This window comes from Pseudomonas sp. NPDC089428, from assembly GCF_044749325.1.
GTDB lineage: Bacteria > Pseudomonadota > Gammaproteobacteria > Pseudomonadales > Pseudomonadaceae > Aquipseudomonas.
On sequence record NZ_JBIVHT010000003.1, the window covers coordinates 467,029 to 488,464 of the forward strand.

The window sequence follows — 21,436 nt, forward strand, 5'->3', positions numbered from 1 at the left end:
AACTGGTCAGAGCCGTGGTTTTAGCATAGGTCCGAAGCGGCCGATACTGCTCCGGCGCAAGCGCAGGCAGGATCGGTTAGACTAGGTGACTTTTTTCTACGCACGAAGCCCCTTCGACCATGGCACAGCCGTCCACCACCTACAAATTCGAACTGAACCTGACCGACCTCGACCGCGGCGTGTACGAAAACGTCCGTCAGACTATCGCCCGCCACCCTTCGGAAACCGAAGAGCGCATGGCTGTGCGCCTGCTGGCCTATGCCCTGTGGTACAACGAGAACCTGTCGTTCGGCCGTGGCCTGTCCGATGTGGATGAAGCGGCGCTGTGGGAAAAGAGCCTGGACGACCGCATCCTGCACTGGATCGAAGTCGGCCAGCCGGATGCCGATCGCCTGACCTGGTGCTCGCGCCGCACCGAGCGCACCAGCCTGCTGGCCTACGGCAGCCTGCGGGTGTGGGAAGGCAAGGTGGTGGGTGCGGTCAAGGGCCTGAAGAACCTGAGCATTGCCGCTGTGCCGCAGGAGGTGCTGGAAGTCCTGGCCACCGACATGCCACGCACCATCAAGTGGGATGTGATGATCAGCGAAGGCACCATATTTGTTACCGACGACCGTGGCCAGCACGAAGTGCAACTGCAATGGCTGCTCGGTGAGCGTGGCTGAACCGACTGACACCTGACTGCCGAAGACCCCATGCGTATCGAACCCCGCCCGCTGCCATCGACCCTGCCATTTCTGGGTAACCTGCCACCTTTGCTGACCCGCCTGTACGCCGCCCGCGGCGTGCAGTCCGAAGCCGAACTGGACAAGAGCCTGGCGCGGCTGCTGCCGTATCAGCAGCTCAAGGGCATCGAGGCGGCGGTGGACTTGCTGGTCGAAGCCCTCGACCAACGCCAGCGCATCCTCATCGTCGGCGACTTCGACGCCGACGGCGCCACCGCCAGCACCGTTGGCGTGCTCGGCCTGCGCCTGCTGGGCGCGGCCCATGTCGATTACCTGGTGCCCAACCGCTTCGAATACGGCTATGGCCTGACACCAGAGATCGTCCAGGTGGCGCTCGAGCGCCAGCCGGACCTGCTGGTTACCGTCGATAACGGTATCTCCAGCGTCGAAGGTGTTGCCGCCGCCAAGGCGGCCGGGCTCAAGGTGCTGGTCACCGACCACCACCTGCCGGGCCAGCAGTTGCCGGACGCCGACGCCATCGTCAATCCGAACCAGCCTGGATGCGGCTTCCCCAGCAAATCGCTGGCCGGGGTCGGGGTGATCTTCTATGTGCTGATGGCCCTGCGTGCACGCCTGCGCAGCCTGGGGCGCTATGAAACGCAGCCGCAGCCGAACATTGGCGAGCTGCTCGACCTGGTCGCCCTGGGCAGCGTCGCCGACGTGGTGCCGCTGGATGCCAACAACCGCATCCTCGTCCACCAGGGCCTTGAGCGCATCCGCGCCGGCCGTGCACGGCCTGGCCTCAAGGCCATCCTTGAAGTGGCACGGCGTGACCATCGGCGCATCACCTCCACTGACCTCGGCTTCATCCTCGGCCCACGGCTCAATGCCGCCGGGCGCCTGGATGACATGAGCCTGGGCATCGAATGCCTGCTGTGTGAAGACCAGGCCTTGGCCCAGGACATGGCCCAGCAGTTGGATGATCTGAACCAGGACCGCAAGTCGATCGAGCAGGGCATGCAGCGCGAGGCCCTGGCCCAGCTCAAGGACCTGCCGGTCGAGTCCATGCCTTATGGCTTGTGCCTGTTCGATGCCGATTGGCACCAGGGTGTGATCGGGATCCTCGCCTCGCGCCTGAAGGAGCGCTACCACCGGCCGACCATCGCCTTCGCCGATGCGGGCGACGGCATGCTCAAGGGTTCGGCCCGTTCGGTGCCGGGCTTCCATATCCGCGACGCGCTGGACGCCGTGGCAGCGCGCCAGCCGCAGCTGATCAGCAAGTTCGGCGGGCATGCCATGGCGGCGGGGTTGTCCCTGCCGGAAAGCAATTTCCCGGCGTTCGCCGAAGCCTTCGATGAAGAAGTGCGGCGCCAGCTGCGTGAGGAGGACCTGACCGGTCGTCTGCTGTCGGACGGCAGCCTGGCGGTGGAGGAGTTCCACCTCGACCTGGCCAAGGCCCTGCGCAACGCCGGGCCTTGGGGGCAGCACTTCCCCGAGCCGCTGTTCCATGGGGTGTTCCAGTTGGTGGAGCAACGTGTGGTCGGCGAGCGGCACTTGAAGGTGGTGCTCAAGAGCGAGTGCGGCTCGGTCCGGCTGGATGGTATTGCGTTTGGCATCGACCGTGATGTGTGGCCGAACCCGACGGTGCGGTGGGTGGAGTTGGCGTACAAGCTGGATGTGAATGAGTTTCGCGGGAATGAGAGCGTGCAGTTGATGATTGCGCATATGGAGCCGCGCTGAGGGTCCTGCAGGTGCCTGCCTTGGGTTTTGTGGGGTTGCGGACATCGAGCGCCGCCCGCGCGGCACTCGATCTCATAGGCGCTGCAAAACTGCCGGCGAACACCTGGCCGCCCTGACGCATTAACAAGCCGGAATCCATTGGTTAGCCTGTCATGCCTAATTCGGCATCATCCATGAGTGCCTTGGCCATGGCACTGAGGTAGTGGGATGCCCAGATCATCATGGGTTTCTCATCCATCAGTCCGATGATGGTCAGTTCCCGCACATACCCCATTAACTCTGAAGCCTGCTCGCGGGCATCCCGGCAGGGAATGCCTGGCTCGATGCGGAACAGGGGATGGGTCTGGTGTTCGCCTTGGAAGAAGGTGGTCTTGCCGACAGTGAATTGGGTGTCGTCTGGGGTCATCGAATGCCCTCCTGATATGTTTCGATTGCCTGTTCCGGCCTCTTCGCGGGTAAACCCGCTCCCACAGGGGCATCACAAGGCTCAAGGCTTGCGCCTGAGCTGTGGGAGCGAAGAGGCCCGTGAATCCAACTTCAATGCAGGCTGGTAGTTCGCTCCAGGGCCAGTGACAGCGCATCCGCCTGGCCCCAGGCAATCTGCATGGCACGCAGCCCATTCACCAGCGATTCCCGGGTGCTGTCATCTTCGATGGCATCGAGGGTCCGGTGGCAATGGTTGTAGGCAAGCATCAGGTAATGGGTGACGTTCATCACCACGTGGTCGATGGGCACGATGCCCTCGCTGACGGCGTTGGTGAGGGTCTTTTCGGAGGGAAGGTCGAAATGATGGGGTGGGTCGGGGACGATCTTTTTCATAGCAATTCCTTGAAGATTAAAGGAGTTGCCACCGCCGTTTCCACACGAAAGGCGGCAACTGTACGCGGGGTGGAAAACCGGTCTTCAAGGAACCCCGGTAGGCCATACGGCCTCCCGCGTACAGCTGCCATTACGACAGGCACTTGAAGATTGTCCGGGTTTCCACACCCGCATCGCTGATGCTTTCAGCGACCCGAAAAAGCCTAAAGGGCGGTGTTTCCAGGGACAATCAGACGCGAGTCGACAGGGTTTGTAGGATATTTCCCTTATCTATTCCCCGCCAGTTCATATGCGTAGGAAGCATCTGATACATGTGTCGGACCAGTCGGAAATCTCAGTGAGCGGCGCTTAGAGATGGTGCCCGCCTTGGTTCTTGCAGGGTTGCTGAAATCGAGCGACGCCCGCGCGGCGCATCGCGGATAAATCCGCTCCTACATTTGTTGCAACGTGCCGAACCTGTAACGCCATGGTTGCCAGCCTTGGCGCATGTCTTAAGTCTTGCAGACAGGCTAACAACCATGGCCTCACAGGCATGGCCATGTTGCAACAAATGTAGGAGCGGATTTATCCGCGATGCGCCGCGCGGGCGGCGCTCGATCTCATAGACGCTGCAAAACTACCGGCGAACACCTGGCCGCCCTGACGCGCCGCGCGGGCGGCGCTCGATCTGACAGGCGCTGCAAACCTTCCGACGAACACCCCGCCATCCCACTGAACCTTCCCCCCCACCAATCTGGTCTAGTCTGATTAATGACCGGCACCGGGCCAGGGATGTGCACTTGAGTGTCCGGACCGGATCACCATTGGAGTCCTTGGGAGGTGCTCTCATGAGCCTGCTGCTCGAGCCTTACACCCTGCGTCAGCTGACGCTGCCCAACCGCATCGCGGTCTCGCCGATGTGCCAGTATTCCGCTATCGATGGCCTGGCCAACGATTGGCATCTCGTTCACCTGGGGAGCCGCGCCGTGGGTGGCGCGGGCCTGGTCATCAGCGAAGCCGTCGCGGTGACTGCCGATGGTCGCATCACTGCCGAAGACCTCGGCCTGTGGAATGACGACCAGATCGTCCCATTGCAGCGCATCACCCGTTTCATTACCGCTCAAGGCGCCGTCCCCGGCATCCAGCTGGCCCACGCCGGGCGCAAGGCCAGTACCTATCGGCCCTGGTTGGGCAAGCAGGGCAGTGTGAAGCTCGAGGACGGTGGCTGGCAGCCGGTGGGCCCTTCGAAGATCGCCTTCGACCCGCAGCACACGCCTCCGCGCGAATTGAGCAAGGACGAGATTCAGGGCGTGATCAATGCCTTCGTCGCCTCGACCGAGCGGGCGCTGAAAGCCGGCTTCAAGGTCGTCGAAATCCACGCGGCCCATGGGTATCTCCTGCACCAGTTCCTCTCACCACTGAGTAACCAGCGCCGTGACGAGTACGGTAGCTGCTTCGAGAACCGCATCCGCCTGACCCTGCAGGTGGTCGAGGCCGTGCGCAATGTCTGGCCTGCAGAGCTGCCGCTGTTCGTGCGCGTATCGGCAACCGACTGGGTCGAGGATGGCTGGAACCCGGATGAAACCGTCGAACTGGCCCGCCGCCTGCGGGTGCTGGGTGTCGACCTGATCGACGTGTCCTCCGGTGGCACCTCGGTCAATGCCGAAATCCCAACTGGCCCGGGCTATCAGACCCGCTTTGCAGAACGCGTGCGCAAGGAAGCAGAGATTGCCACGGGCACCGTCGGCATGATCACCGAACCGGCCCAGGCCGAGCATATTCTGCGCACCGGGCAGGCCGATGTGATCTTCCTGGCGCGGGAGCTCCTGCGCGATCCTTACTGGCCGCTGCATGCCGATGATGACTTGGGTGGCAACAAAGCCACTTGGCCGGCGCAATACCAAAGGGCGACCAGCCGGGCCAACCCGATTCACGAGTCGGATTTGCGAGATTAGGGCATTTGGAGTGCGGGTGCCTGACGTCAGCCGTGCGGTGGGGCGGAAATCGAGCGCCGCCCGCGCGGCGCTCGATCTCGCAGGCGCTAAACAACTACAGGCATGCGCCACCCGCCCCACGTCAATGCTTGATCATCACATGCCGCACACAGGTGTAGTCCTCCAGCCCATACATCGACATGTCCTTGCCATACCCCGAGTGCTTCTGCCCGCCATGGGGCATTTCGCTGACCAGCATGAAGTGGGTGTTGACCCAGGTGCAGCCATACTGCAAACGCGCCGCCAGGCGGTGGGCGCGGCCGGTGTCACGGGTCCACACCGATGATGCCAGGCCGTATTCGGAATCGTTGGCCCATTCCAGTGCCTGCTCCTCGGTGCTGAAGCGGGTCACCGATACCACCGGGCCGAACACCTCGTTGCGCACGATCTCGTCATCCTGCAAGGCGTCGGCCAGCACGGTCGGCTCGAAGAAGAAGCCATCCCCCGCAATCACCTTGCCGCCAGTCACCAGGCGGATATGTGGCTGGGCGATGGCGCGCTGGACCAGGCCGGCCACCTTGTCGCGGTGCTGGGCGCTGATCAGCGGGCCGAGTTCGGTGTCCTCGGCATCCTGCAGGCCGGCCTTGAGGCTGGAAACGGCCTTGCCCAGGCGTTCGACGAAGCGCTCATAGATACCCGCCTGCACATACAGGCGGCAGGCGGCGGTGCAGTCCTGGCCCGCATTGTAGAAACCGAACGTGCGGATGCCGTCGATGGCCGCGTCGATATCTGCGTCGTCGAACACCAGCACCGGCGCCTTGCCGCCCAGTTCCATGTGCATGCGCTTAACGCTGTTGGCAGTGGCACCAATGATATGTGCCCCGGTCGGGATGGAGCCGGTCAGCGACACCATGCGCACCTTGGGGTGGGTGACCAGTGGGTTGCCGACCGTCTGCCCGCGGCCGAACAGGATATTGAGCACGCCGGGCGGCAGCAGGTCCTTGGCCAGCTCGCCCAGGCGCAGGGCGGTCAACGGGGTCATTTCCGAGGGCTTGATGACCACGGTGTTGCCGGCTGCCAGGGCCGGGGCGATCTTCCACGCCAGCATCATCAGCGGGTAGTTCCATGGCGCGATCGAGGCCACCACGCCCAACGGATCGCGGCGGATCATCGAGGTATGGCCCGGCAGGTATTCACCCGCCGCCGAGCCACCGAGGCAGCGGGCGGCGCCGGCGAAGTAACGGAACACGTCGGCGATGGCCGGGATTTCGTCATTCAGGGCCGCGGCAAACGGCTTGCCGCAGTTCTGCGACTCCAGCCGGGCCAGTTCATCGCCATGGGCTTCGATGGTGTCGGCCAGCGCCAGCAGCGTCAGCGAGCGTTCCTTGGGGCTGGTCTGCGACCAGCTGTCGAAGGCCTGGTCGGCGGCACGCACGGCGGTATCGACCTGGGCCTCGGTGGCTTCGTTGATCTGCGCCAGGGCGCTGCCCTCGGCCGGGTTGAGCACGGTCCAGGCTGGGCCATCGCCTGCGACCAGCTTGCCGTTGATCAGCATTTTCGTTTGCATCGGGGGACTCCTCGTGGGTCATTTGCCACTGCCCGCAACGCTTTCGCCGCCACGGGTCAGGTAATAGGCGCCGAGAATCGGCAGCATGGTCACCAGCATCACCATCATGGCGACCACGTTGGTCACCGGCACGTCACGCGGGCGGCTGAGCTGGTTGAGCAGCCAGATCGGCAGGGTGCGTTCGTGGCCTGCGGTGAAGGTGGTGACGATGATCTCGTCGAACGACAGGGCGAACGCCAGCATACCGCCGGCCAGCAGGGCCGAGCCGAGGTTGGGCAGGATGATGTAGCGGAAGGTCTGCCAGCCATCGGCGCCGAGGTCCATGGACGCCTCGATCAGGCTCTGCGAGGTGCGCCGCAGGCGGGCGATCACGTTGTTGTAGACGATCACCACGCAGAACGTGGCATGGCCTATCACGATGGTGAACACGCCGGGCTCTATGCCCAGGCGCTTGAATGCCGAGAGCAGGGCGATACCGGTGATGATGCCGGGCAGGGCGATCGGCAGGATCAGCATCAGCGAGATGCTCTCCTTGCCGAAGAAGCTGCGCCGGTACAGCGCTGCCGAGGCCAGGGTGCCGAGCACCAGCGCGATCAGCGTGGCCAGGCAGGCCACCTGCAGCGACAGTTTGATGGCTTCGAGCACGTCGGGGCGGGCGAAGGCCACGGCGAACCAGTTGAGGGTGAAGCCCTTGGGCGGGAAGCTGAACGCTGCGTCTTCGGTGTTGAAGGCGTACAGGAAGATGATCAGGATCGGGAAGTGCAGGAACAGCAACCCGCCCCAGGCCGCCAGGCGCAGGCCGACCGACGCTTTTTCAGAGTGCATCGAAAGCCCCCAGGCGCTTGACGATGGACAGATACACGGCAATCAGCACGATCGGCACCAGCGTGAACGCCGCAGCCATCGGCATGTTGCCGATCGCCCCTTGCTGGGCATAGACCATGCTGCCGATGAAATAGCCCGGTGGGCCGACCAGCTGCGGGACGATGAAGTCGCCCAGGGTCAGCGAGAAGGTGAAGATCGAGCCGGCGGCAATCCCGGGGATCGACAGCGGCAAAATAACCTGCAGGAACGTTTGCCCGGGCCGGGCACCCAGGTCTGCCGAAGCCTGCAGCAACGACGGCGGCAGGCGCTCCAGCGAGGCCTGGATCGGCAGGATCATGAATGGCAGCCAGATGTACACGAACACCATGAAGCGCCCCAGGTGCGAGGTCGACAGCGTGCTGCCGCCAACGCCAGGCACCGTCAGCACGGCTTGCAGCAGGGCGTCCAGGTGCAGCTGCTGGACGAACCACTGGGCCACCCCGCCCTTGGCCAGCAGCAGGGTCCAGGCATAGGTCTTGACGATGTAGCTGGCCCACATCGGCATCATCACCGCGATGTAGAAAAACGCCTTGGTCTTGCCGCTGGTGTAGCGCGCCATGTAGTAGGCGATCGGGAAGGCCAGCACCGCACTGGCCAGCGATACGGCCACGGCCATGGTCAGGGTGCGCAGGATGATGTCGAAGTTGGACGGGTTGAACAGCGCGGCGAAGTTGCCCAGGGTCAGCTCCGGGGTAACCGCCATGGTGAAGTCGTCGAAGGTGTAGAAGCCTTGCCACAGCAAGCTGAGCAGCGAGCCCAGGTAGATGGCGCCGAACCAGGTCAGCGGGGGGATCAGCAGCAGTGCCAGGTAAAGGTTGGGGCGCCGGTACAGCAGGTCGGATATGCGGCGCATGTCAGTGGGCCTCTGCCTGCACGGTTTCCTGCAAGGCGGTCATCGCTTCGCGTGGCCAGCGCACCTGCACCTGCTGGCCGGCCTGCCAGGGCCGTGGCTGCTCCTGCCAGCGGTCGTTGGCGTGGCTCACTGCCAGAAGCTGGCCGCTGTCCAGTTGTACCTCGTAGCGGGTGGCGCTGCCCTGATACTGGACGTCGCGCAGCAGGCCACTGAGCTGAACGTCTTGCGCCTGGCCTGGCTGGTCCACCAGGCGGATATGCTCGGGGCGAATGGAAAACGGCGAGCGACTGCCGCTGAGTCGTTCGGCGAGGTCGCCACGGATGACGTTGGAGGTGCCGACGAACTCGGCGACGAAGGTGGTCGCGGGCTTCATGTACAGGTTGCGTGGCGTGTCGACCTGCTCGATGCGGCCACGGTTGAACACCGCCACCCGGTCCGACATCGACAGCGCTTCGGTCTGGTCGTGGGTGACGAAGATGAACGTGATGCCCAGCTGGCGCTGCAGCTTCTTCAATTCGCCCTGCATCTGTTCGCGCAGCTTCAGGTCGAGCGCGCCCAGCGGTTCGTCCAGCAGCAGTACCCGTGGCCGGTTGACCAGCGCGCGGGCCAGGGCCACGCGCTGGCGCTGGCCGCCAGAGAGTTGCGCCGGTTTGCGTTCGCCGTAACCGGCCAGGGCGACCATGGCCAACGCTTCTTCGGCGCGCGCCAAGCGTTCGGCCCTGGCCACGCCCTTGACCTTGAGGCCATAGGCGATGTTGTCGCGCACGTTCATGTGCGGGAACAGGGCGTAGTCCTGGAACACGGTGTTGACGTCACGCTGGTAGGGCGGCACGCCAGCGGCCTCGACGCCATGGATGCGGATCGAGCCGCTGTTGGGTTGCTCGAAGCCGGCGATCAGGCGCAGGCAGGTGGTCTTGCCCGAGCCGGAAGGGCCGAGCATGGAGAAAAATTCGCCGTCTTCGATGTCGATGCTGACCTGGTCGACGGCCTTGACCTCGCCGAAGGTGCGGGAAACCTGGGTGAACTGGACGGCTAGGGGCATTGCATTGGCTCCGTTCGATTCCTGTCTCCTGCACTGGCCTCTTCGCAGGACAAGCCCGCTCCCACAGGACTCTCACAACCTTCAGGCCAGTGATATTTCTGTGGGAGCGGGCTTGCCCCGCGAAGAGGCCAGAACAGGCTTCAACCGGCCTCAGCGCCCGCCCATGATCGCAATGTAATCCTGGGTCCAGCGGCTATATGGCACGAATTTGCCGCCCTGGGCCTGTGGGGTTTTCCAGAAGGCGATCTTGTCGAAGTTGTCCCAGCCGTTCGTCTTGCAGCCCTCGGCACCCAGCAGTTCGCTATGGGTACAGGCGTCAGGCACTGCCGGCAGCGAGCCGAACCAGGCTGCCACGTCGCCCTGCACTTTCGGCTGCAGCGACCAGTCCATCCACTTGTAGGCGCAATTGGGGTGCTTGGCCTCGCTGTGCAGCATGGTGGTGTCGGCCCAGCCGGTGGCACCTTCCTTCGGAATGGTCGAGGCCACTGGCTGGTTCTCGGCCTTCAGGCCATTGACCATGTAGCCCCACGAACTGGAGGCGACCACGCCTTCGTTCTTCACATCGCTCATCTGCACCGTGGCGTCGTGCCAGTAACGGTGGATCAGCGGTTGCTGTTGGCGCAGCAGCTCGAGCACGGCCTTGTACTGTGCTTCATTGAGCTCGTACGGGTCCTTGATGCCCAGCTCGGGTTTGGCTGATTTCAGGTACAGCGCCGCGTCGGCGATGTAGATCGGTCCGTCATACGCCTGCACGCGGCCCTTGTTCGGCTTGCCATCGGGCAGGTCCTGGGGCTCGAACACCACGCTCCAGCTGGTCGGTGCCTGCTTGAAGGTATTGGTGTTGTACAGCAGCACGTTCGGGCCCCACTGGTATGGCGTGCCGTACACCTGTTTGTCGAGCACGTACCAGCCACCATTCTGCAGGCGTGGGTCGATGTGCTTCCAGTTGGGGATCAGCGCAGTGTTGATGGGCTGTACGCGCTTGCCGACGATCAGGCGCAGCGAGGCGTCGCCGGAAGCGGTCACCAGGTCGTAGCCGCCCTTGGTCATCAGGCTGACCATTTCATCGGAGGTGGCTGCGGTCTTGACGCTCACCTTGCAGCCGGTTTCCTTTTCGAAGCCGGTGACCCAGTCGTAGGCCTTGTCGCTTTCACCGCGCTCGATGTAGCCGGGCCAGGCGACGATATCCAGTTGGCCTTCGCCGGCGCCCACGGCCTTGGGCAGGTCGGCGGCCTGCAGGCCGGCGCTGGCCAGCAACGCGCCGGTCACGGCGCCGAGCAATGCGGTCTTGTGCACTGACATGGTGTTCCCTCTTCTTGGAGATCTTGGTCGGGGCAGTCGTCAAGAAAGCAGTAAAGCAATGGTTATAAGCGTAGTTGCTTGTGCGAGTGGTTGGCGATCACGAGTCTAGTTGGCTTTTTGCCAGCTAATGCAACATCCGGAAGCAAATCATTGGGTGGCCGGTTACGTGGCAAGCCTTACGCTGCGCTTTCCCTTTCGTACCGTGGAGACATGCACATGAACACTCGGGGCCTGCTCGATCAATTGCTCAAATCCGGCCAGGAACTGCTCAACAAGCAGTCCGGGGCGGGCAAGCCGTCGGCTGGCGCCGGTGGGCTGGGTAGCCTGCTCTCCGGTGCCGGCACAGGCGCCTTGGGGGCGGGTGCGCTGGGCCTGTTGCTGGGCAGCAAGAAAGCCCGCAAGTATGGCGGCAAGGTGCTCACTTACGGTGGCCTGGCGGCGCTTGGCGTGCTGGCCTACAAGGCCTATGGCAACTGGCAGGCGCGCCAGGGCACAGGGCAGGGCGCCGAGCCGCAGACCCTCGACCGACTGCCGCCAGCCCAGGCCGAACAGCACAGCCAGGCGGTGCTGCGCGCATTGGTGGCAGCGGCCAAGTCCGATGGCCATATCGATCAGCGCGAGCGGGCCCTGATCGAAGGCGAATTCACCCGCCTGGACAGCGATCGCGAGCTGCAGCACTGGCTGCACGATGAGCTGAACAAACCGTTGGACCCTGCCGAAGTCGCCCGCGCCGCGCAAACGCCGGAGATGGCTGCCGAGATGTACCTGGCCAGCGTGATGATGGTCGATCAGGAAAACTTCATGGAGCGCGCCTACCTCGACGAACTGGCCCGCCAGCTGCGCCTCGACCCGGCCCTGCGCCAGGAACTGGAGAGCCAGGTACGGCTTGCCGCAGCCCAATGAACTGGCAAATGGCCTGTCCGCCAGCGATAGAGGCCTGAATACCTCGTATTTCAGCCGCAAAAGCGTAGGAAGCCTGGGCTATACTTCGGCGATTTTTCCCGCTCGTTGTGAATTCCTGAGGGCTGAATGTGAAGAACTGGACCTTGCGCCAACGGATCCTGGCAAGTTTCGCCGTGATCATCGCCATCATGCTGCTGATGATCGTAGCCGCCTACTCGCGGCTGGTGACGATCGAAAGTGCCGAGGAAGCGGTGGGGACAGACAGCATTCCAGGTGTTTACTACAGCTCGATGATCCGCAGCGCCTGGGTCGACAGCTACGTCACCAGCCAGCAGCTGGTGGGCCTGTCCAACCGCCGCGAAATCACCCAGGCCGACATGGAGCTGTTCAAGAGCTTCGAGGATCGCCTCAAGCAGTACATGGCCAGCTACCAGGGCACCATCCAGGACACCGACGACCAGGAGCGTTTCGACACCTTCATCAAGCTCGAGGAAAACTACCTGAAGGTGGTCGGCCAGGTCCTCGACGCCTACCGCCAGCACAACTACGCCGAAGCCGAGCGGTTGATCGGTGAGGTGCTCACCCCGGCCTGGGTGGACGGGCGCAAGCACCTGAACACGGTGATCGAGCACAACCGCCAGTCCGCGGACGCCGCCACCCACGAAATTGTCAGTGCCGTGAGCACCGCCAAGGGCAGCATGATGGTCTCGCTGCTGCTGGCGATCATTGCCGCCGGTATCTGCGGCCTGCTGCTGATGCGCGCCATTACCGCGCCGGTGCAACGCGTGGTACATGCCCTCGACAAACTGCGCTCGGGCGACCTCAGCATGCGCCTGAGCCTGGACCGCAAGGATGAGTTCGGCGCCATCGAAAGCGGCTTCAACGAAATGGCCGAAGCGTTGGCCAACCTCGTGGCCCAGGCGCAGCGCTCATCGGTGCAGGTGACCACCTCGGTCACCGAGATTGCCGCCACCTCCAAGCAACAGCAGGCCACCGCCACCGAAACGGCCGCCACCACCACCGAGATCGGCGCCACCTCGCGTGAAATCGCCGCCACCTCGCGCGACCTGGTGCGCACCATGACCGAGGTCACCTCCGCCGCCGACCAGGCCTCCAGCCTGGCCGGCTCCGGCCAGCAGGGCCTGGCGCGCATGGAAGAGACCATGCACCAGGTGATGGGCGCCGCCGACCTGGTCAACGCCAAGCTGGGGATCCTCAACGAAAAGGCCAGCAACATCACGCAGATGGTGGTGACCATCGTCAAGGTGGCCGACCAGACCAACCTGCTTTCGCTCAATGCCGCCATCGAGGCGGAAAAGGCCGGTGAATATGGCCGTGGTTTTGCCGTGGTTGCCACCGAGGTGCGGCGCCTGGCCGACCAGACGGCCGTGGCCACCTACGACATCGAGCAGATGGTGCGGGAAATCCAGTCGGCGGTGTCGGCCGGGGTGATGGGCATGGACAAGTTCTCCGAAGAAGTGCGCCGCGGCATGTTCGAGGTGCAGCAGGTGGGCGAACAACTGAGCCAGATCATTCACCAGGTGCAGGCCTTGGCACCGCGTGTGTTGATGGTCAATGAGGGCATGCAGGCCCAGGCCACCGGTGCCGAGCAGATCAACCAGGCCCTGGCCCAGCTCAGCGATGCCAGCACCCAGACGGTGGAGTCGCTGCGCCAGGCCAGCTTCGCCATCGATGAGCTGAGCCAGGTGGCCGCCGGCCTGCGCGGTGGTGTATCGCGCTTCAAAGTCTGATCACCATGACCAACCTGCATCCCAACCCGGCAGCAGCGGCCAGTGCCAAGGGCACGCTGTACCTGCAGTTTCGCCTCAACCAGCAGCGCTTTGCCCTGGACGTTCGCGAAGTGATCGAAGTACTGCCGCGTCGTCCGCTCAAGCCGATTGCTCAGGCGCCGGCCTGGGTGGCCGGCATCCTGGCGCATCGCGGCGTGCTGGTGCCGGTGGTCGACCTGAGTGCGCTGAGCTTTGCCCAGCCGGCAGCCGAGCGCGCCAGCACGCGCCTGGTGCTGGTGCGTTACCGGCACGAACAGGTGTTGGGGTTGATCCTTGAGCAAGCCACCGAAACCCTGCGCTGCATGGCCGATGAGTTCCAGCCCTATGGCCTGGACAACGGCGAAGCGCGCTACCTGGGCCCGGTTCGCCAGGACGCCCAGGGCCTGCTGCAGCGGATCGTGGTGGATGACCTGCTGACGGATAGCGTGCGCGAGCTGTTGTTCCCGCACGAGCCAGGGCAGGTGGCGCCATGAGCGAGCAACGTTTCTTCCGCTTCCTGCAGGAGCGCATTGGCCTGGATGTCGAATCCGTGGGCGTGCCGATGGTCGAGCGGGCCCTGCGCCAGCGCTGCATCGCGCTGAATGCCGCCGATCTGGATGACTATTGGGTCCGCTTGCAGCAGTCGCCGGACGAGCAACTGGCCCTGATCGAGGCTGTGATCGTTCCGGAAACCTGGTTCTTCCGCTACCCGGAATCGTTCACCGCGCTGGTTGGCCTGGCCCAGAAGCGCCTGGCCGAACTGGCCGGTGAGCGGCCGTTGCGCCTGCTCAGCCTGCCGAGCTCCACTGGCGAGGAGCCTTACTCGCTTGCCATGGCCTTGCTCGACGCCGGTATCAGCCCGTTGGATTTCCGCATCGACGGGATCGATATCAGTCCAAGCTCTGTCGCCAAAGGCATACAGGGCTTTTATGGCCGCAACTCGTTCCGTGGCAGCGAACTGGCGTTTCGCGAGCGCCATTTCCGTGAACGCGATGACGGCCACCAGCTGGATGAACGGGTACGCCAGCAGGTGAACCTGGAGGTCGGCAACGTGCTCGATCCGGCGCTCGCCAGCCGCAATGGCCAGTACGACTTCGTGTTCTGTCGCAACCTGCTGATCTATTTCGATGTGCCGACCCAGCAGCGCGTATTCGAAGTGCTCAAGCGCCTGGCGCAGCCACAGGGCGTGCTGTTCATCGGCCCGGCCGAGGGCAGTCTGCTGGCGCGGTTGGGGATGCGGCCGTTGGGCATCGCCCAGTCGTTTGCCTACGTTCGGCAACCGGCGGATGCGGCCGCCGTGCCAGCCCTGCCGCCAAGTCGTGTGGCGCAACCCGTTGCCCCAAGTCGGCCACGGCCCGTTCCTTCGCCACCTGCGCGGCCGCTGCGAGCAGTTGCGCCTGCACCTTCGGCAGCGCCCCCGCGCGAGAGCGAAAGCGAGTTGCTGGCCAGCATCGCACGCCAGGCCAATGCCGGCGACAGCGCCCAGGCCCGCGCCAGTTGCCAGCGCTACCTGCGCCAGTTTGCACCCAAGGCCCAGGTCTACTACTGGCTGGGGCTGCTGAGCGATACCGAAGGCGATGCGCAACAGGCGCTCACCCATTACCGCAAGGCACTGTACCTGGAGCCTCAGCACCCAGAGGCATTGCTGCACCTGGCCACGCTGCTGGCGGCCCAGGGCGACGAAGTCGGTGCCCGCCGCCTGCAGGAACGCGCGGCGCGGGTTGGTCGGGAGTCTGAACGATGAAAGCCGAACAGGCGATGGAGCTGCTGGCCCAGGACGATGAGCGCATCGACGACTGCTGGAACCGCATCGGTGTACACGGCGACAAGCAATGCCCGTTGCTGGAGCGGCACATCCATTGCCGCAACTGCGAAGTCTACGCGGCGGCGGCCACGCGTCTGCTCGACCGCTATGCGCTGATCGATGCCGACCTGGCGCACGCAGATACCCCCGTTGAAACTGGCGCCGGGCGCTCGCTGCTGCTGTTCCGCCTGGGCGAGGAGTGGCTGGCCCTGGCCACTGCCTGCCTGGCCGAGATCGCCCCCCTGCAGCCGGTGCATTCGTTGCCGCATCAGCGCTCTCGGGTGCTGCAAGGCGTAGCCAACGTGCGCGGTGTGCTGGTGCCGTGCCTGTCGCTGGGCGACCTGCTGGGTGTGGAGCGCTTGTCCGAGCCTGTGCGCAGTGGTCGGGTGATGCCGCGCATGCTGATCCTGGCGGCGTCAGGTGGGCCAGTGGTGATGGCTGTGGATGAGATCGATGGCATTCACCGCCTCGATGCCGCGCAGCAGGGCGCTAGCGAGGATGCCGCGCCGTTCACTGCCGCGGTATTGCAGTGGCGCGGGCGCAGCGTGCGGGTGCTGGACGATCAACAATTACTGTCTGCCGTGCAGCGGAGCCTGTCATGACCCCAGAGCAAATGCGCGACGCATCGCTGCTCGAACTGTTCAGCCTGGAAGCCGAGGCGCAGACCCAGGTGCTCAGTACCGGGCTGATGGCACTGGAACGCAACCCGACCCAGGCTGACCAGCTGGAAGCCTGCATGCGTGCGGCGCATTCGTTGAAAGGGGCGGCGCGCATCGTCGGCATCGACGCCGGGGTCAGCGTTGCCCATGTCATGGAAGATTGCCTGGTGGCGGCCCAGGAAGGCCGGCTGCTGTTGCGCGCTGAACATATCGATGCGCTGCTGCGTGGCACCGACTTGCTGATGCATATCGCCACGCCTGGTGACCCGAATGGCGAGGCGCTGGTGCCGGCGTTCCTGCTGCAGATGGCCAGCTTGCTCGACCCTGGCGCCGCGCCAGCCCCCGCCGCAGTTGCGCTCGAACCACCGTTGCCGGTGGCCCCGCCAGCCCAGCCCGAACCGGTGGCGGCGGCCGTCGAGGCCGAGGTGGAGCCGGCCGTACCGCGCAAGGCCGGCAAGCGCGCGGTCGAGGGCGGTGAGCGGGTTTTGCGCGTGACCGCCGACCGCTTGAACAGCCTGCTCGACCTGTCGAGCAAGTCGTTGGTCGAGACCCAGCGCCTCAAGCCCTACCTGGCCACCTTGCAGCGCCTCAAACGCATGCATGGCCAGGGCATGCGCGCCCTCGACGGCCTGAAAACGCAGCTCGAAGACAGTGGCCAGAGCCCCGAAGTGCTCGACGCCCTGGCCCAGACCCAGCGCCTGCTGCTGGAAACCCAGCAGATCCTGCAGCAGCAGGCTGCCGACCTCGACGAGTTCGGCTGGCAGGCCAGCCAGCGTGCCCAGTTGCTGTATGACACGGCACTGGCCTGCCGCATGCGCCCGTTTGCCGACGTGCTCACTGGCCAGAGCCGCATGGTCCGCGACCTGGGCCGTTCGCTTGGCAAGCAGGTGCAACTGCAGATCGATGGCGAAAAGACCCAGGTCGATCGCGACGTGCTGGAAAAGCTCGAAGCGCCGCTGACCCACTTGCTGCGCAATGCCGTCGACCATGGTATCGAACTGCCCGAGCGGCGCCTGCTGGCGGGCAAGCCTGCGGAGGGCACGATCCGCCTGCGCGCCTCGCACCAGGCCGGGTTGCTGATCCTTGAACTGAACGATGATGGCGCCGGTATCGACCTTGAGCGCCTGAGACGCAACATCGTCGAGCGCGGCCTGTCGCCGGCCGATACCGTGGCGCAGATGAGCGAGGCCGAACTGCTCACTTTCCTGTTCCTGCCCGGCTTCAGCCTGCGCGACAAGGTCACCGAAGTGTCTGGCCGCGGTGTCGGCCTGGATGCCGTGCAGCACATGGTGCGCGACCTGCGCGGTTCGATCGAGCTGAGCCAGGTGTCTGGCCAGGGCTGCCGCTTTCACCTGGAGGTGCCGCTGACCCTGTCGGTGGTGCGCAGCCTGGTGGTAGAGGTGGGCGAGGAGGCTTATGCGTTCCCCCTGGCGCATATCGAGCGCACGCTCGAAGTGGCGGGCGATGAGATCGTGCAGATCGAGGGTCGCCAGCACTTCTGGCACGAAGGCCGGCATATCGGTCTGGTGGCTGCCAGCCAGTTGCTCAACCGGCCGGCAGGGCAGGGTGAGGCCAGCAGCTTGCGGGTGGTGGTGATCCGTGAGCGCGAGCAGCTGTATGGGGTGGCCGTGGAGCGCCTGATCGGCGAGCGGGTGCTGGTGGTGATGCCGCTCGACCCGCGCCTGGGCAAGGTCCAGGACATCTCTGCCGGGGCGTTGCTGGACGATGGATCGGTGGTGCTGATCATTGATGTCGAAGATTTGTTGCGCTCGGTCGAGAAACTGCTCAGCACAGGCCGACTGGAACGTATCGAGCGCGGCGCGCAAGGGGCGCGAGGCGTCAGCCGCAAGCGTATCCTGGTGGTCGACGACTCGCTCACCGTGCGCGAGCTGCAACGCAAGCTGCTGAGCAACCGAGGCTACGACGTCGCGGTGGCGGTGGACGGCATGGATGGCTGGAACGCCCTGCGTAGCGAGGACTTCGACCTGCTGATCACCGACATCGACATGCCGCGCATGGACGGCATCGAACTGGTCACCCTGGTGCGCCGCGACCAACGGTTGCAGTCGTTGCCGGTGATGGTGGTGTCGTACAAGGACCGTGAAGAAGATCGCCGCCGTGGTCTGGACGCTGGCGCCGACTACTATTTGGCAAAGGCCAGCTTCCACGACGATGCGTTGCTGGATGCCGTGGTAGAACTGATCGGAGGTGCTCAGGGATGAAGGTCGCCATCGTCAACGATATGCCCATGGCAGTAGAAGCATTGCGCCGGGCCCTGGCCTTCGAGCCGGCGCACCAGGTGATCTGGGTGGCCAGCGATGGTGCCGAAGCCGTGCGCAAGTGCGCCGAGGACACCCCCGACCTGATTCTCATGGACCTGATCATGCCGGTCATGGACGGCGTCGAGGCGACCCGGCGGATCATGGCCGAAACGCCCTGTGCCATCGTGATCGTCACCGTCGACCGCAAGCAGAACGTGCACCGGGTGTTCGAGGCCATGGGCCATGGCGCCCTGGATGTGGTCGACACCCCCGCGTTGGGCGCCGGTAACGCACGTGAGGCAGCGGCGCCGCTGCTGCGCAAGATCCTCAACATCGGTTGGCTGATCGGCCAGCAGCGGCCCGGCGCGAGCAAGTCGGTCGCCGCCCCCCTGCGTGAGGCTTCCCAGCGCAGCGGCCTGGTGGCCATTGGTTCGTCCGCAGGCGGCCCTGCCGCGCTCGAAGTGCTGCTCAAAGGCCTGCCGCGGGGTTTTCCGGCTTCGATCGTGTTGGTCCAGCATGTAGACCAGGTGTTTGCTGCCGGCATGGCCGAATGGCTCGCCAGCGCCTGCGGCTTGCCGGTGCGCCTGGCCCGCGAAGGCGAGCCGCCACAACCCGGTCAGGTGCTGCTGGCCGGCACCAATCACCATATCCGCCTGCTACAGGGTGGCCAATTGGCCTACACTGCCGAACCTGTCAACGAAATCTACCGGCCCTCGATCGACGTGTTCTTCGAGAGTGTGGCGCGCTATTGGAGCGGCGATGCGGTGGGGGTGCTGCTCACCGGCATGGGGCGTGATGGCGCCCAAGGCTTGAAACTGATGCGCCAGCAGGGCTTTCTGACGATTGCCCAGGACCAGTCCAGCAGCGCTGTCTACGGTATGCCCAAGGCCGCTGCGGCTATCGATGCAGCGGTAGAAATCCGCCCGCTTGAGCGAATTGCCGGGCGCTTGATGGAACTCTTTGCAAAATGACGACAAGTATTGAATCGCGCCGCATGGTCGGCCGTGGTCAGGTGAATTCGAATGACTGATCTACCGATCGAAGGTTTTGCAACGACCAACGAGAATTCGGCCATGGTCCTGCTGGTCGATGACCAGGCGATGATCGGCGAAGCGGTGCGGCGTGGGCTGGCCCAAGAAGAGAACATCGATTTCCACTTCTGTGCCGACCCGCACCAGGCGGTGGCCCAGGCCATGCGCATCAAGCCCACGGTCATCCTCCAGGACCTGATCATGCCCGGTCTTGACGGTCTGACCCTGGTGCGCGAGTACCGCAACAATCCGGCCACTCGCGACATCCCGATCATTGTCCTGTCGACCAAGGAGGACCCGCTGGTCAAGAGCGCTGCCTTCGCCGCCGGAGCCAACGACTACCTGGTCAAGCTGCCGGACAACATCGAACTGGTGGCGCGAATCCGTTACCACTCGCGTTCCTACCTGACCCTGCTGCAGCGCGACGAGGCCTACCGCGCCCTGCGCGTGAGCCAGCAGCAACTGCTCGACACCAACCTGATGCTGCAGCGCCTGATGAATTCCGACGGCCTCACCGGTTTGTCCAACCGCCGTCATTTCGACGAGTATCTGGAGCTGGAGTGGCGCCGGGCCATGCGTGAGCAGCAGCAATTGTCGCTGCTCATGATCGATGTCGATTACTTCAAGGTCTTCAACGACAGCTTCGGCCACCTGGCCGGCGACGAGGCCTTGCGCCAGGTGGCCGAAGCCATTCGTGGCTCCTGCTCGCGGCCGACTGACCTGCCGGCGCGCTACGGCGGAGAGGAGTTTGCCCTGGTGCTGCCCAACACTTCACCCGGCGGCGCGCGTCTGGTTGCAGAAAAGCTGCGCCAGACCGTACTCGGCCTGAAAATTGCGCACAGCACGCCGGCTGCAGACTCGCTGCTGTCCGTGAGCATCGGCCTGGCGACCCAGACGCCGGCCATTGGCAGCCACTGCCGGCAGCTGATTTCGGCGGCGGACAAAGGCCTGTATCTGGCCAAGAACAACGGGCGCAACCAGGTCGGCACCGCCTGAGGCTGATGCGGCTGCCCAACGGGCTGCCGCAGCTCCCTGGATCGGTTATACTCGCGGGCTTTTCACCGAATTCGCACGAGTAGCCCGCCCATGGAAATCCAACCGATTCTGAACACCATCAAGGACCTCACCGAGCGTTCCCTGTCCATTCGGGGGTATCTTTGACTACGATCACAAGCATGACCGCCTGATCGAAGTCAACCGCGAGCTGGAAGACGCTGCCGTCTGGAACAAGCCCGAGTACGCCCAGGCCCTGGGCCGCGAGCGTGCCATGCTGGCGCAGGTCGTCGAGACCCTGGACAAGATGGCCAACGGCCTGGCCGACTGCAAGGACCTGCTCGACATGGCTGTCGAGGAAGGTGATGAAGGCGCCGTCAGCGACGTCGAGACCGAACTGCAGGCCCTGGAAGAATCCCTGGCCCAGCTTGAGTTCCGTCGCATGTTCAGCGGCGAGATGGACATGAACAACGCCTACCTGGACATCCAGGCCGGCTCCGGTGGCACAGAGGCGCAGGACTGGGCCAACATCCTGCTGCGCATGTACCTGCGCTGGGCCGACAAGCGCGGTTTCGACGCCACCATCATCGAGTTGTCCGAAGGTGAAGTCGCCGGCATCAAGGGCGCCACCGTGCACATCAAGGGCGAGTACGCCTTCGGCTGGCTGCGCACCGAGATCGGCGTGCACCGCCTGGTGCGCAAGAGCCCGTTCGACTCCGGCGCGCGTCGCCACACCTCGTTCTCGGCGGTGTTCGTGTCCCCCGAGATCGACGACAAGGTCGAGATCGAGATCAACCCGTCCGACCTGCGCATCGACACCTACCGCTCCTCCGGTGCCGGTGGTCAGCACGTGAACACCACCGACTCGGCGGTGCGTATCACCCACGTTCCGACCAACACCGTAGTGGCCTGCCAGAACGAACGCTCCCAGCACGCCAACAAGGACACCGCCATGAAAATGCTGCGGGCCAAGTTGTACGAGCTGGAAATGCAGAAGCGCAATGCCGCCTCGCAGGCACTGGAAGACAGCAAGTCGGACATCGGCTGGGGCCACCAGATCCGTTCCTACGTGCTGGATGACTCGCGTATCAAGGACCTGCGCACCGGCGTCGAGCGCAGCGACTGCCAGAAGGTCCTGGACGGCGACCTCGACCAGTACCTGGAAGCGAGCCTCAAGCAGGGCCTTTAAGCCGTACACCACTGCCGCGCTACCTGGCCAGCTGCCGGTAGCGCGTGCCCTGCCCGAAAAGGGCA

Annotated in this window: 19 protein-coding genes; 12 read left to right on the forward strand and 7 right to left on the reverse strand. The window is 64.4% G+C overall.

Annotated features, from left to right (window positions below; translation table 11 throughout):
• Positions 1 to 119: 119 nt before the first annotated feature.
• Together ACIPZ5_RS08475 and recJ are read left to right on the forward strand one after the other, a co-directional pair.
• Positions 120 to 662 carry a YaeQ family protein gene (locus tag ACIPZ5_RS08475; RefSeq protein ID WP_343598494.1) on the forward strand — a complete coding sequence of 181 codons (543 nt, stop codon included), beginning with the start codon at positions 120 to 122 and terminating at the stop codon, positions 660 to 662.
• A 30-nt stretch (positions 663 to 692) separates the two neighbouring features.
• Positions 693 to 2,402: a single-stranded-DNA-specific exonuclease RecJ gene (recJ, locus tag ACIPZ5_RS08480; RefSeq protein WP_261942891.1), complete on the forward strand. Its 1,710-nt coding sequence runs from the start codon at positions 693 to 695 to the stop codon at positions 2,400 to 2,402.
• A 142-nt stretch (positions 2,403 to 2,544) separates the two neighbouring features.
• On the opposite strand, the gene ACIPZ5_RS08485 is transcribed toward recJ, so the two are convergent.
• Both ACIPZ5_RS08485 and ACIPZ5_RS08490 read right to left on the reverse strand, forming a co-directional pair.
• The gene (locus ACIPZ5_RS08485) at positions 2,545 to 2,808 is read right to left on the reverse strand and encodes a DUF3077 domain-containing protein (protein WP_343598495.1); all 264 of its coding nucleotides are present in this window, start codon (positions 2,806 to 2,808) and stop codon (positions 2,545 to 2,547) included.
• Between the two features lie 131 nt (positions 2,809 to 2,939).
• Positions 2,940 to 3,221: a hypothetical protein gene (locus tag ACIPZ5_RS08490; protein ID WP_313713086.1), complete on the reverse strand. Its 282-nt coding sequence runs from the start codon at positions 3,219 to 3,221 to the stop codon at positions 2,940 to 2,942.
• A gap of 827 nt (positions 3,222 to 4,048) precedes the next feature.
• Here ACIPZ5_RS08490 and ACIPZ5_RS08495 point away from each other — a divergent pair.
• Positions 4,049 to 5,155 carry an NADH:flavin oxidoreductase/NADH oxidase gene (locus ACIPZ5_RS08495; protein ID WP_400807767.1) on the forward strand — a complete coding sequence of 369 codons (1,107 nt, stop codon included), beginning with the start codon at positions 4,049 to 4,051 and terminating at the stop codon, positions 5,153 to 5,155.
• Between the two features lie 121 nt (positions 5,156 to 5,276).
• Here the strand turns inward: ACIPZ5_RS08495 and ACIPZ5_RS08500 are convergent, their stop codons facing one another.
• The 5 genes from ACIPZ5_RS08500 to ydcS form a co-directional block, all read right to left on the reverse strand.
• Positions 5,277 to 6,701 (reverse strand): gamma-aminobutyraldehyde dehydrogenase, encoded by a 1,425-nt coding sequence (locus ACIPZ5_RS08500; protein WP_400807770.1) that lies wholly within the window; start codon positions 6,699 to 6,701, stop codon positions 5,277 to 5,279.
• An 18-nt stretch (positions 6,702 to 6,719) separates the two neighbouring features.
• Positions 6,720 to 7,526 carry an ABC transporter permease gene (locus ACIPZ5_RS08505; RefSeq protein WP_343598497.1) on the reverse strand — a complete coding sequence of 269 codons (807 nt, stop codon included), beginning with the start codon at positions 7,524 to 7,526 and terminating at the stop codon, positions 6,720 to 6,722.
• On the reverse strand, positions 7,516 to 8,418 hold the full coding sequence (locus ACIPZ5_RS08510; protein WP_343598498.1) for an ABC transporter permease: 903 nt from the start codon (positions 8,416 to 8,418) through the stop codon (positions 7,516 to 7,518). The genes ACIPZ5_RS08505 and ACIPZ5_RS08510 overlap by 11 nt, the downstream gene beginning before the upstream one ends.
• Before the next feature lies 1 nt (position 8,419).
• Positions 8,420 to 9,460 (reverse strand): ABC transporter ATP-binding protein, encoded by a 1,041-nt coding sequence (locus ACIPZ5_RS08515; protein ID WP_343598499.1) that lies wholly within the window; start codon positions 9,458 to 9,460, stop codon positions 8,420 to 8,422.
• A gap of 150 nt (positions 9,461 to 9,610) precedes the next feature.
• Positions 9,611 to 10,762, reverse strand: a complete 1,152-nt coding sequence (ydcS, locus tag ACIPZ5_RS08520; RefSeq protein ID WP_400807774.1) for a putative ABC transporter substrate-binding protein YdcS — start codon at positions 10,760 to 10,762, stop codon at positions 9,611 to 9,613.
• Positions 10,763 to 10,978: 216 nt separating this feature from the next.
• Between ydcS and ACIPZ5_RS08525 the strand changes: the two genes are divergently transcribed.
• The 9 genes from ACIPZ5_RS08525 to prfB all read left to right on the forward strand — a co-directional run bounded on the left by ACIPZ5_RS08525 (position 10,979) and on the right by prfB (position 21,371).
• Positions 10,979 to 11,665, forward strand: a complete 687-nt coding sequence (locus tag ACIPZ5_RS08525) for a tellurite resistance TerB family protein (protein ID WP_261942898.1) — start codon at positions 10,979 to 10,981, stop codon at positions 11,663 to 11,665.
• Between the two features lie 128 nt (positions 11,666 to 11,793).
• Positions 11,794 to 13,416 carry a methyl-accepting chemotaxis protein gene (locus ACIPZ5_RS08530; protein ID WP_261942899.1) on the forward strand — a complete coding sequence of 541 codons (1,623 nt, stop codon included), beginning with the start codon at positions 11,794 to 11,796 and terminating at the stop codon, positions 13,414 to 13,416.
• Between the two features lie 5 nt (positions 13,417 to 13,421).
• Entirely contained in the window at positions 13,422 to 13,928 is a 507-nt protein-coding gene (locus tag ACIPZ5_RS08535) for a chemotaxis protein CheW (protein ID WP_343598501.1), read from the forward strand.
• The gene (locus ACIPZ5_RS08540; RefSeq protein ID WP_400807777.1) at positions 13,925 to 15,178 is read left to right on the forward strand and encodes a CheR family methyltransferase; all 1,254 of its coding nucleotides are present in this window, start codon (positions 13,925 to 13,927) and stop codon (positions 15,176 to 15,178) included. Before ACIPZ5_RS08535 ends, ACIPZ5_RS08540 begins: the two co-directional genes overlap by 4 nt.
• Positions 15,175 to 15,840 carry a chemotaxis protein CheW gene (locus tag ACIPZ5_RS08545; protein ID WP_400807779.1) on the forward strand — a complete coding sequence of 222 codons (666 nt, stop codon included), beginning with the start codon at positions 15,175 to 15,177 and terminating at the stop codon, positions 15,838 to 15,840. The genes ACIPZ5_RS08540 and ACIPZ5_RS08545 overlap by 4 nt, the downstream gene beginning before the upstream one ends.
• Positions 15,837 to 18,119: a hybrid sensor histidine kinase/response regulator gene (locus ACIPZ5_RS08550; protein WP_400807780.1), complete on the forward strand. Its 2,283-nt coding sequence runs from the start codon at positions 15,837 to 15,839 to the stop codon at positions 18,117 to 18,119. Before ACIPZ5_RS08545 ends, ACIPZ5_RS08550 begins: the two co-directional genes overlap by 4 nt.
• Entirely contained in the window at positions 18,116 to 19,129 is a 1,014-nt protein-coding gene (locus tag ACIPZ5_RS08555) for a chemotaxis response regulator protein-glutamate methylesterase (RefSeq protein ID WP_261942904.1), read from the forward strand. The genes ACIPZ5_RS08550 and ACIPZ5_RS08555 overlap by 4 nt, the downstream gene beginning before the upstream one ends.
• Before the next feature lie 51 nt (positions 19,130 to 19,180).
• Entirely contained in the window at positions 19,181 to 20,185 is a 1,005-nt protein-coding gene (gene wspR, locus ACIPZ5_RS08560; RefSeq protein WP_343598506.1) for a Wsp signal transduction system regulator diguanylate cyclase WspR, read from the forward strand.
• A 90-nt stretch (positions 20,186 to 20,275) separates the two neighbouring features.
• Positions 20,276 to 21,371 (forward strand): peptide chain release factor 2 gene (gene prfB / locus ACIPZ5_RS08565; protein ID WP_139831352.1). Its coding sequence is split into 2 segments (ribosomal slippage): positions 20,276 to 20,347 and positions 20,349 to 21,371, totalling 1,095 coding nucleotides; the frame shifts between segments, so codons are not numbered across the junction.
• Positions 21,372 to 21,436: the final 65 nt, after the last annotated feature.

Excerpts from the sequence above, each read along its gene's own strand:
- ACIPZ5_RS08475 (WP_343598494.1), top strand. The coding sequence starts at position 120 with ATGGCACAGCCGTCCACCACCTACAAATTCGAACTGAACCTGACCGAC.
- recJ (WP_261942891.1), top strand. The coding sequence starts at position 693 with ATGCGTATCGAACCCCGCCCGCTGCCATCGACCCTGCCATTTCTGGGT.
- ACIPZ5_RS08485 (WP_343598495.1), bottom strand. The coding sequence starts at position 2,808 with ATGACCCCAGACGACACCCAATTCACTGTCGGCAAGACCACCTTCTTC.
- ACIPZ5_RS08490 (WP_313713086.1), bottom strand. The coding sequence starts at position 3,221 with ATGAAAAAGATCGTCCCCGACCCACCCCATCATTTCGACCTTCCCTCC.
- ACIPZ5_RS08495 (WP_400807767.1), top strand. The coding sequence starts at position 4,049 with ATGAGCCTGCTGCTCGAGCCTTACACCCTGCGTCAGCTGACGCTGCCC.
- ACIPZ5_RS08500 (WP_400807770.1), bottom strand. The coding sequence starts at position 6,701 with ATGCAAACGAAAATGCTGATCAACGGCAAGCTGGTCGCAGGCGATGGC.
- ACIPZ5_RS08505 (WP_343598497.1), bottom strand. The coding sequence starts at position 7,526 with ATGCACTCTGAAAAAGCGTCGGTCGGCCTGCGCCTGGCGGCCTGGGGC.
- ACIPZ5_RS08510 (WP_343598498.1), bottom strand. The coding sequence starts at position 8,418 with ATGCGCCGCATATCCGACCTGCTGTACCGGCGCCCCAACCTTTACCTG.
- ACIPZ5_RS08515 (WP_343598499.1), bottom strand. The coding sequence starts at position 9,460 with ATGCCCCTAGCCGTCCAGTTCACCCAGGTTTCCCGCACCTTCGGCGAG.
- ydcS (WP_400807774.1), bottom strand. The coding sequence starts at position 10,762 with ATGTCAGTGCACAAGACCGCATTGCTCGGCGCCGTGACCGGCGCGTTG.
- ACIPZ5_RS08525 (WP_261942898.1), top strand. The coding sequence starts at position 10,979 with ATGAACACTCGGGGCCTGCTCGATCAATTGCTCAAATCCGGCCAGGAA.
- ACIPZ5_RS08535 (WP_343598501.1), top strand. The coding sequence starts at position 13,422 with ATGACCAACCTGCATCCCAACCCGGCAGCAGCGGCCAGTGCCAAGGGC.
- ACIPZ5_RS08540 (WP_400807777.1), top strand. The coding sequence starts at position 13,925 with ATGAGCGAGCAACGTTTCTTCCGCTTCCTGCAGGAGCGCATTGGCCTG.
- ACIPZ5_RS08545 (WP_400807779.1), top strand. The coding sequence starts at position 15,175 with ATGAAAGCCGAACAGGCGATGGAGCTGCTGGCCCAGGACGATGAGCGC.
- ACIPZ5_RS08550 (WP_400807780.1), top strand. The coding sequence starts at position 15,837 with ATGACCCCAGAGCAAATGCGCGACGCATCGCTGCTCGAACTGTTCAGC.
- ACIPZ5_RS08555 (WP_261942904.1), top strand. The coding sequence starts at position 18,116 with ATGAAGGTCGCCATCGTCAACGATATGCCCATGGCAGTAGAAGCATTG.
- wspR (WP_343598506.1), top strand. The coding sequence starts at position 19,181 with ATGACTGATCTACCGATCGAAGGTTTTGCAACGACCAACGAGAATTCG.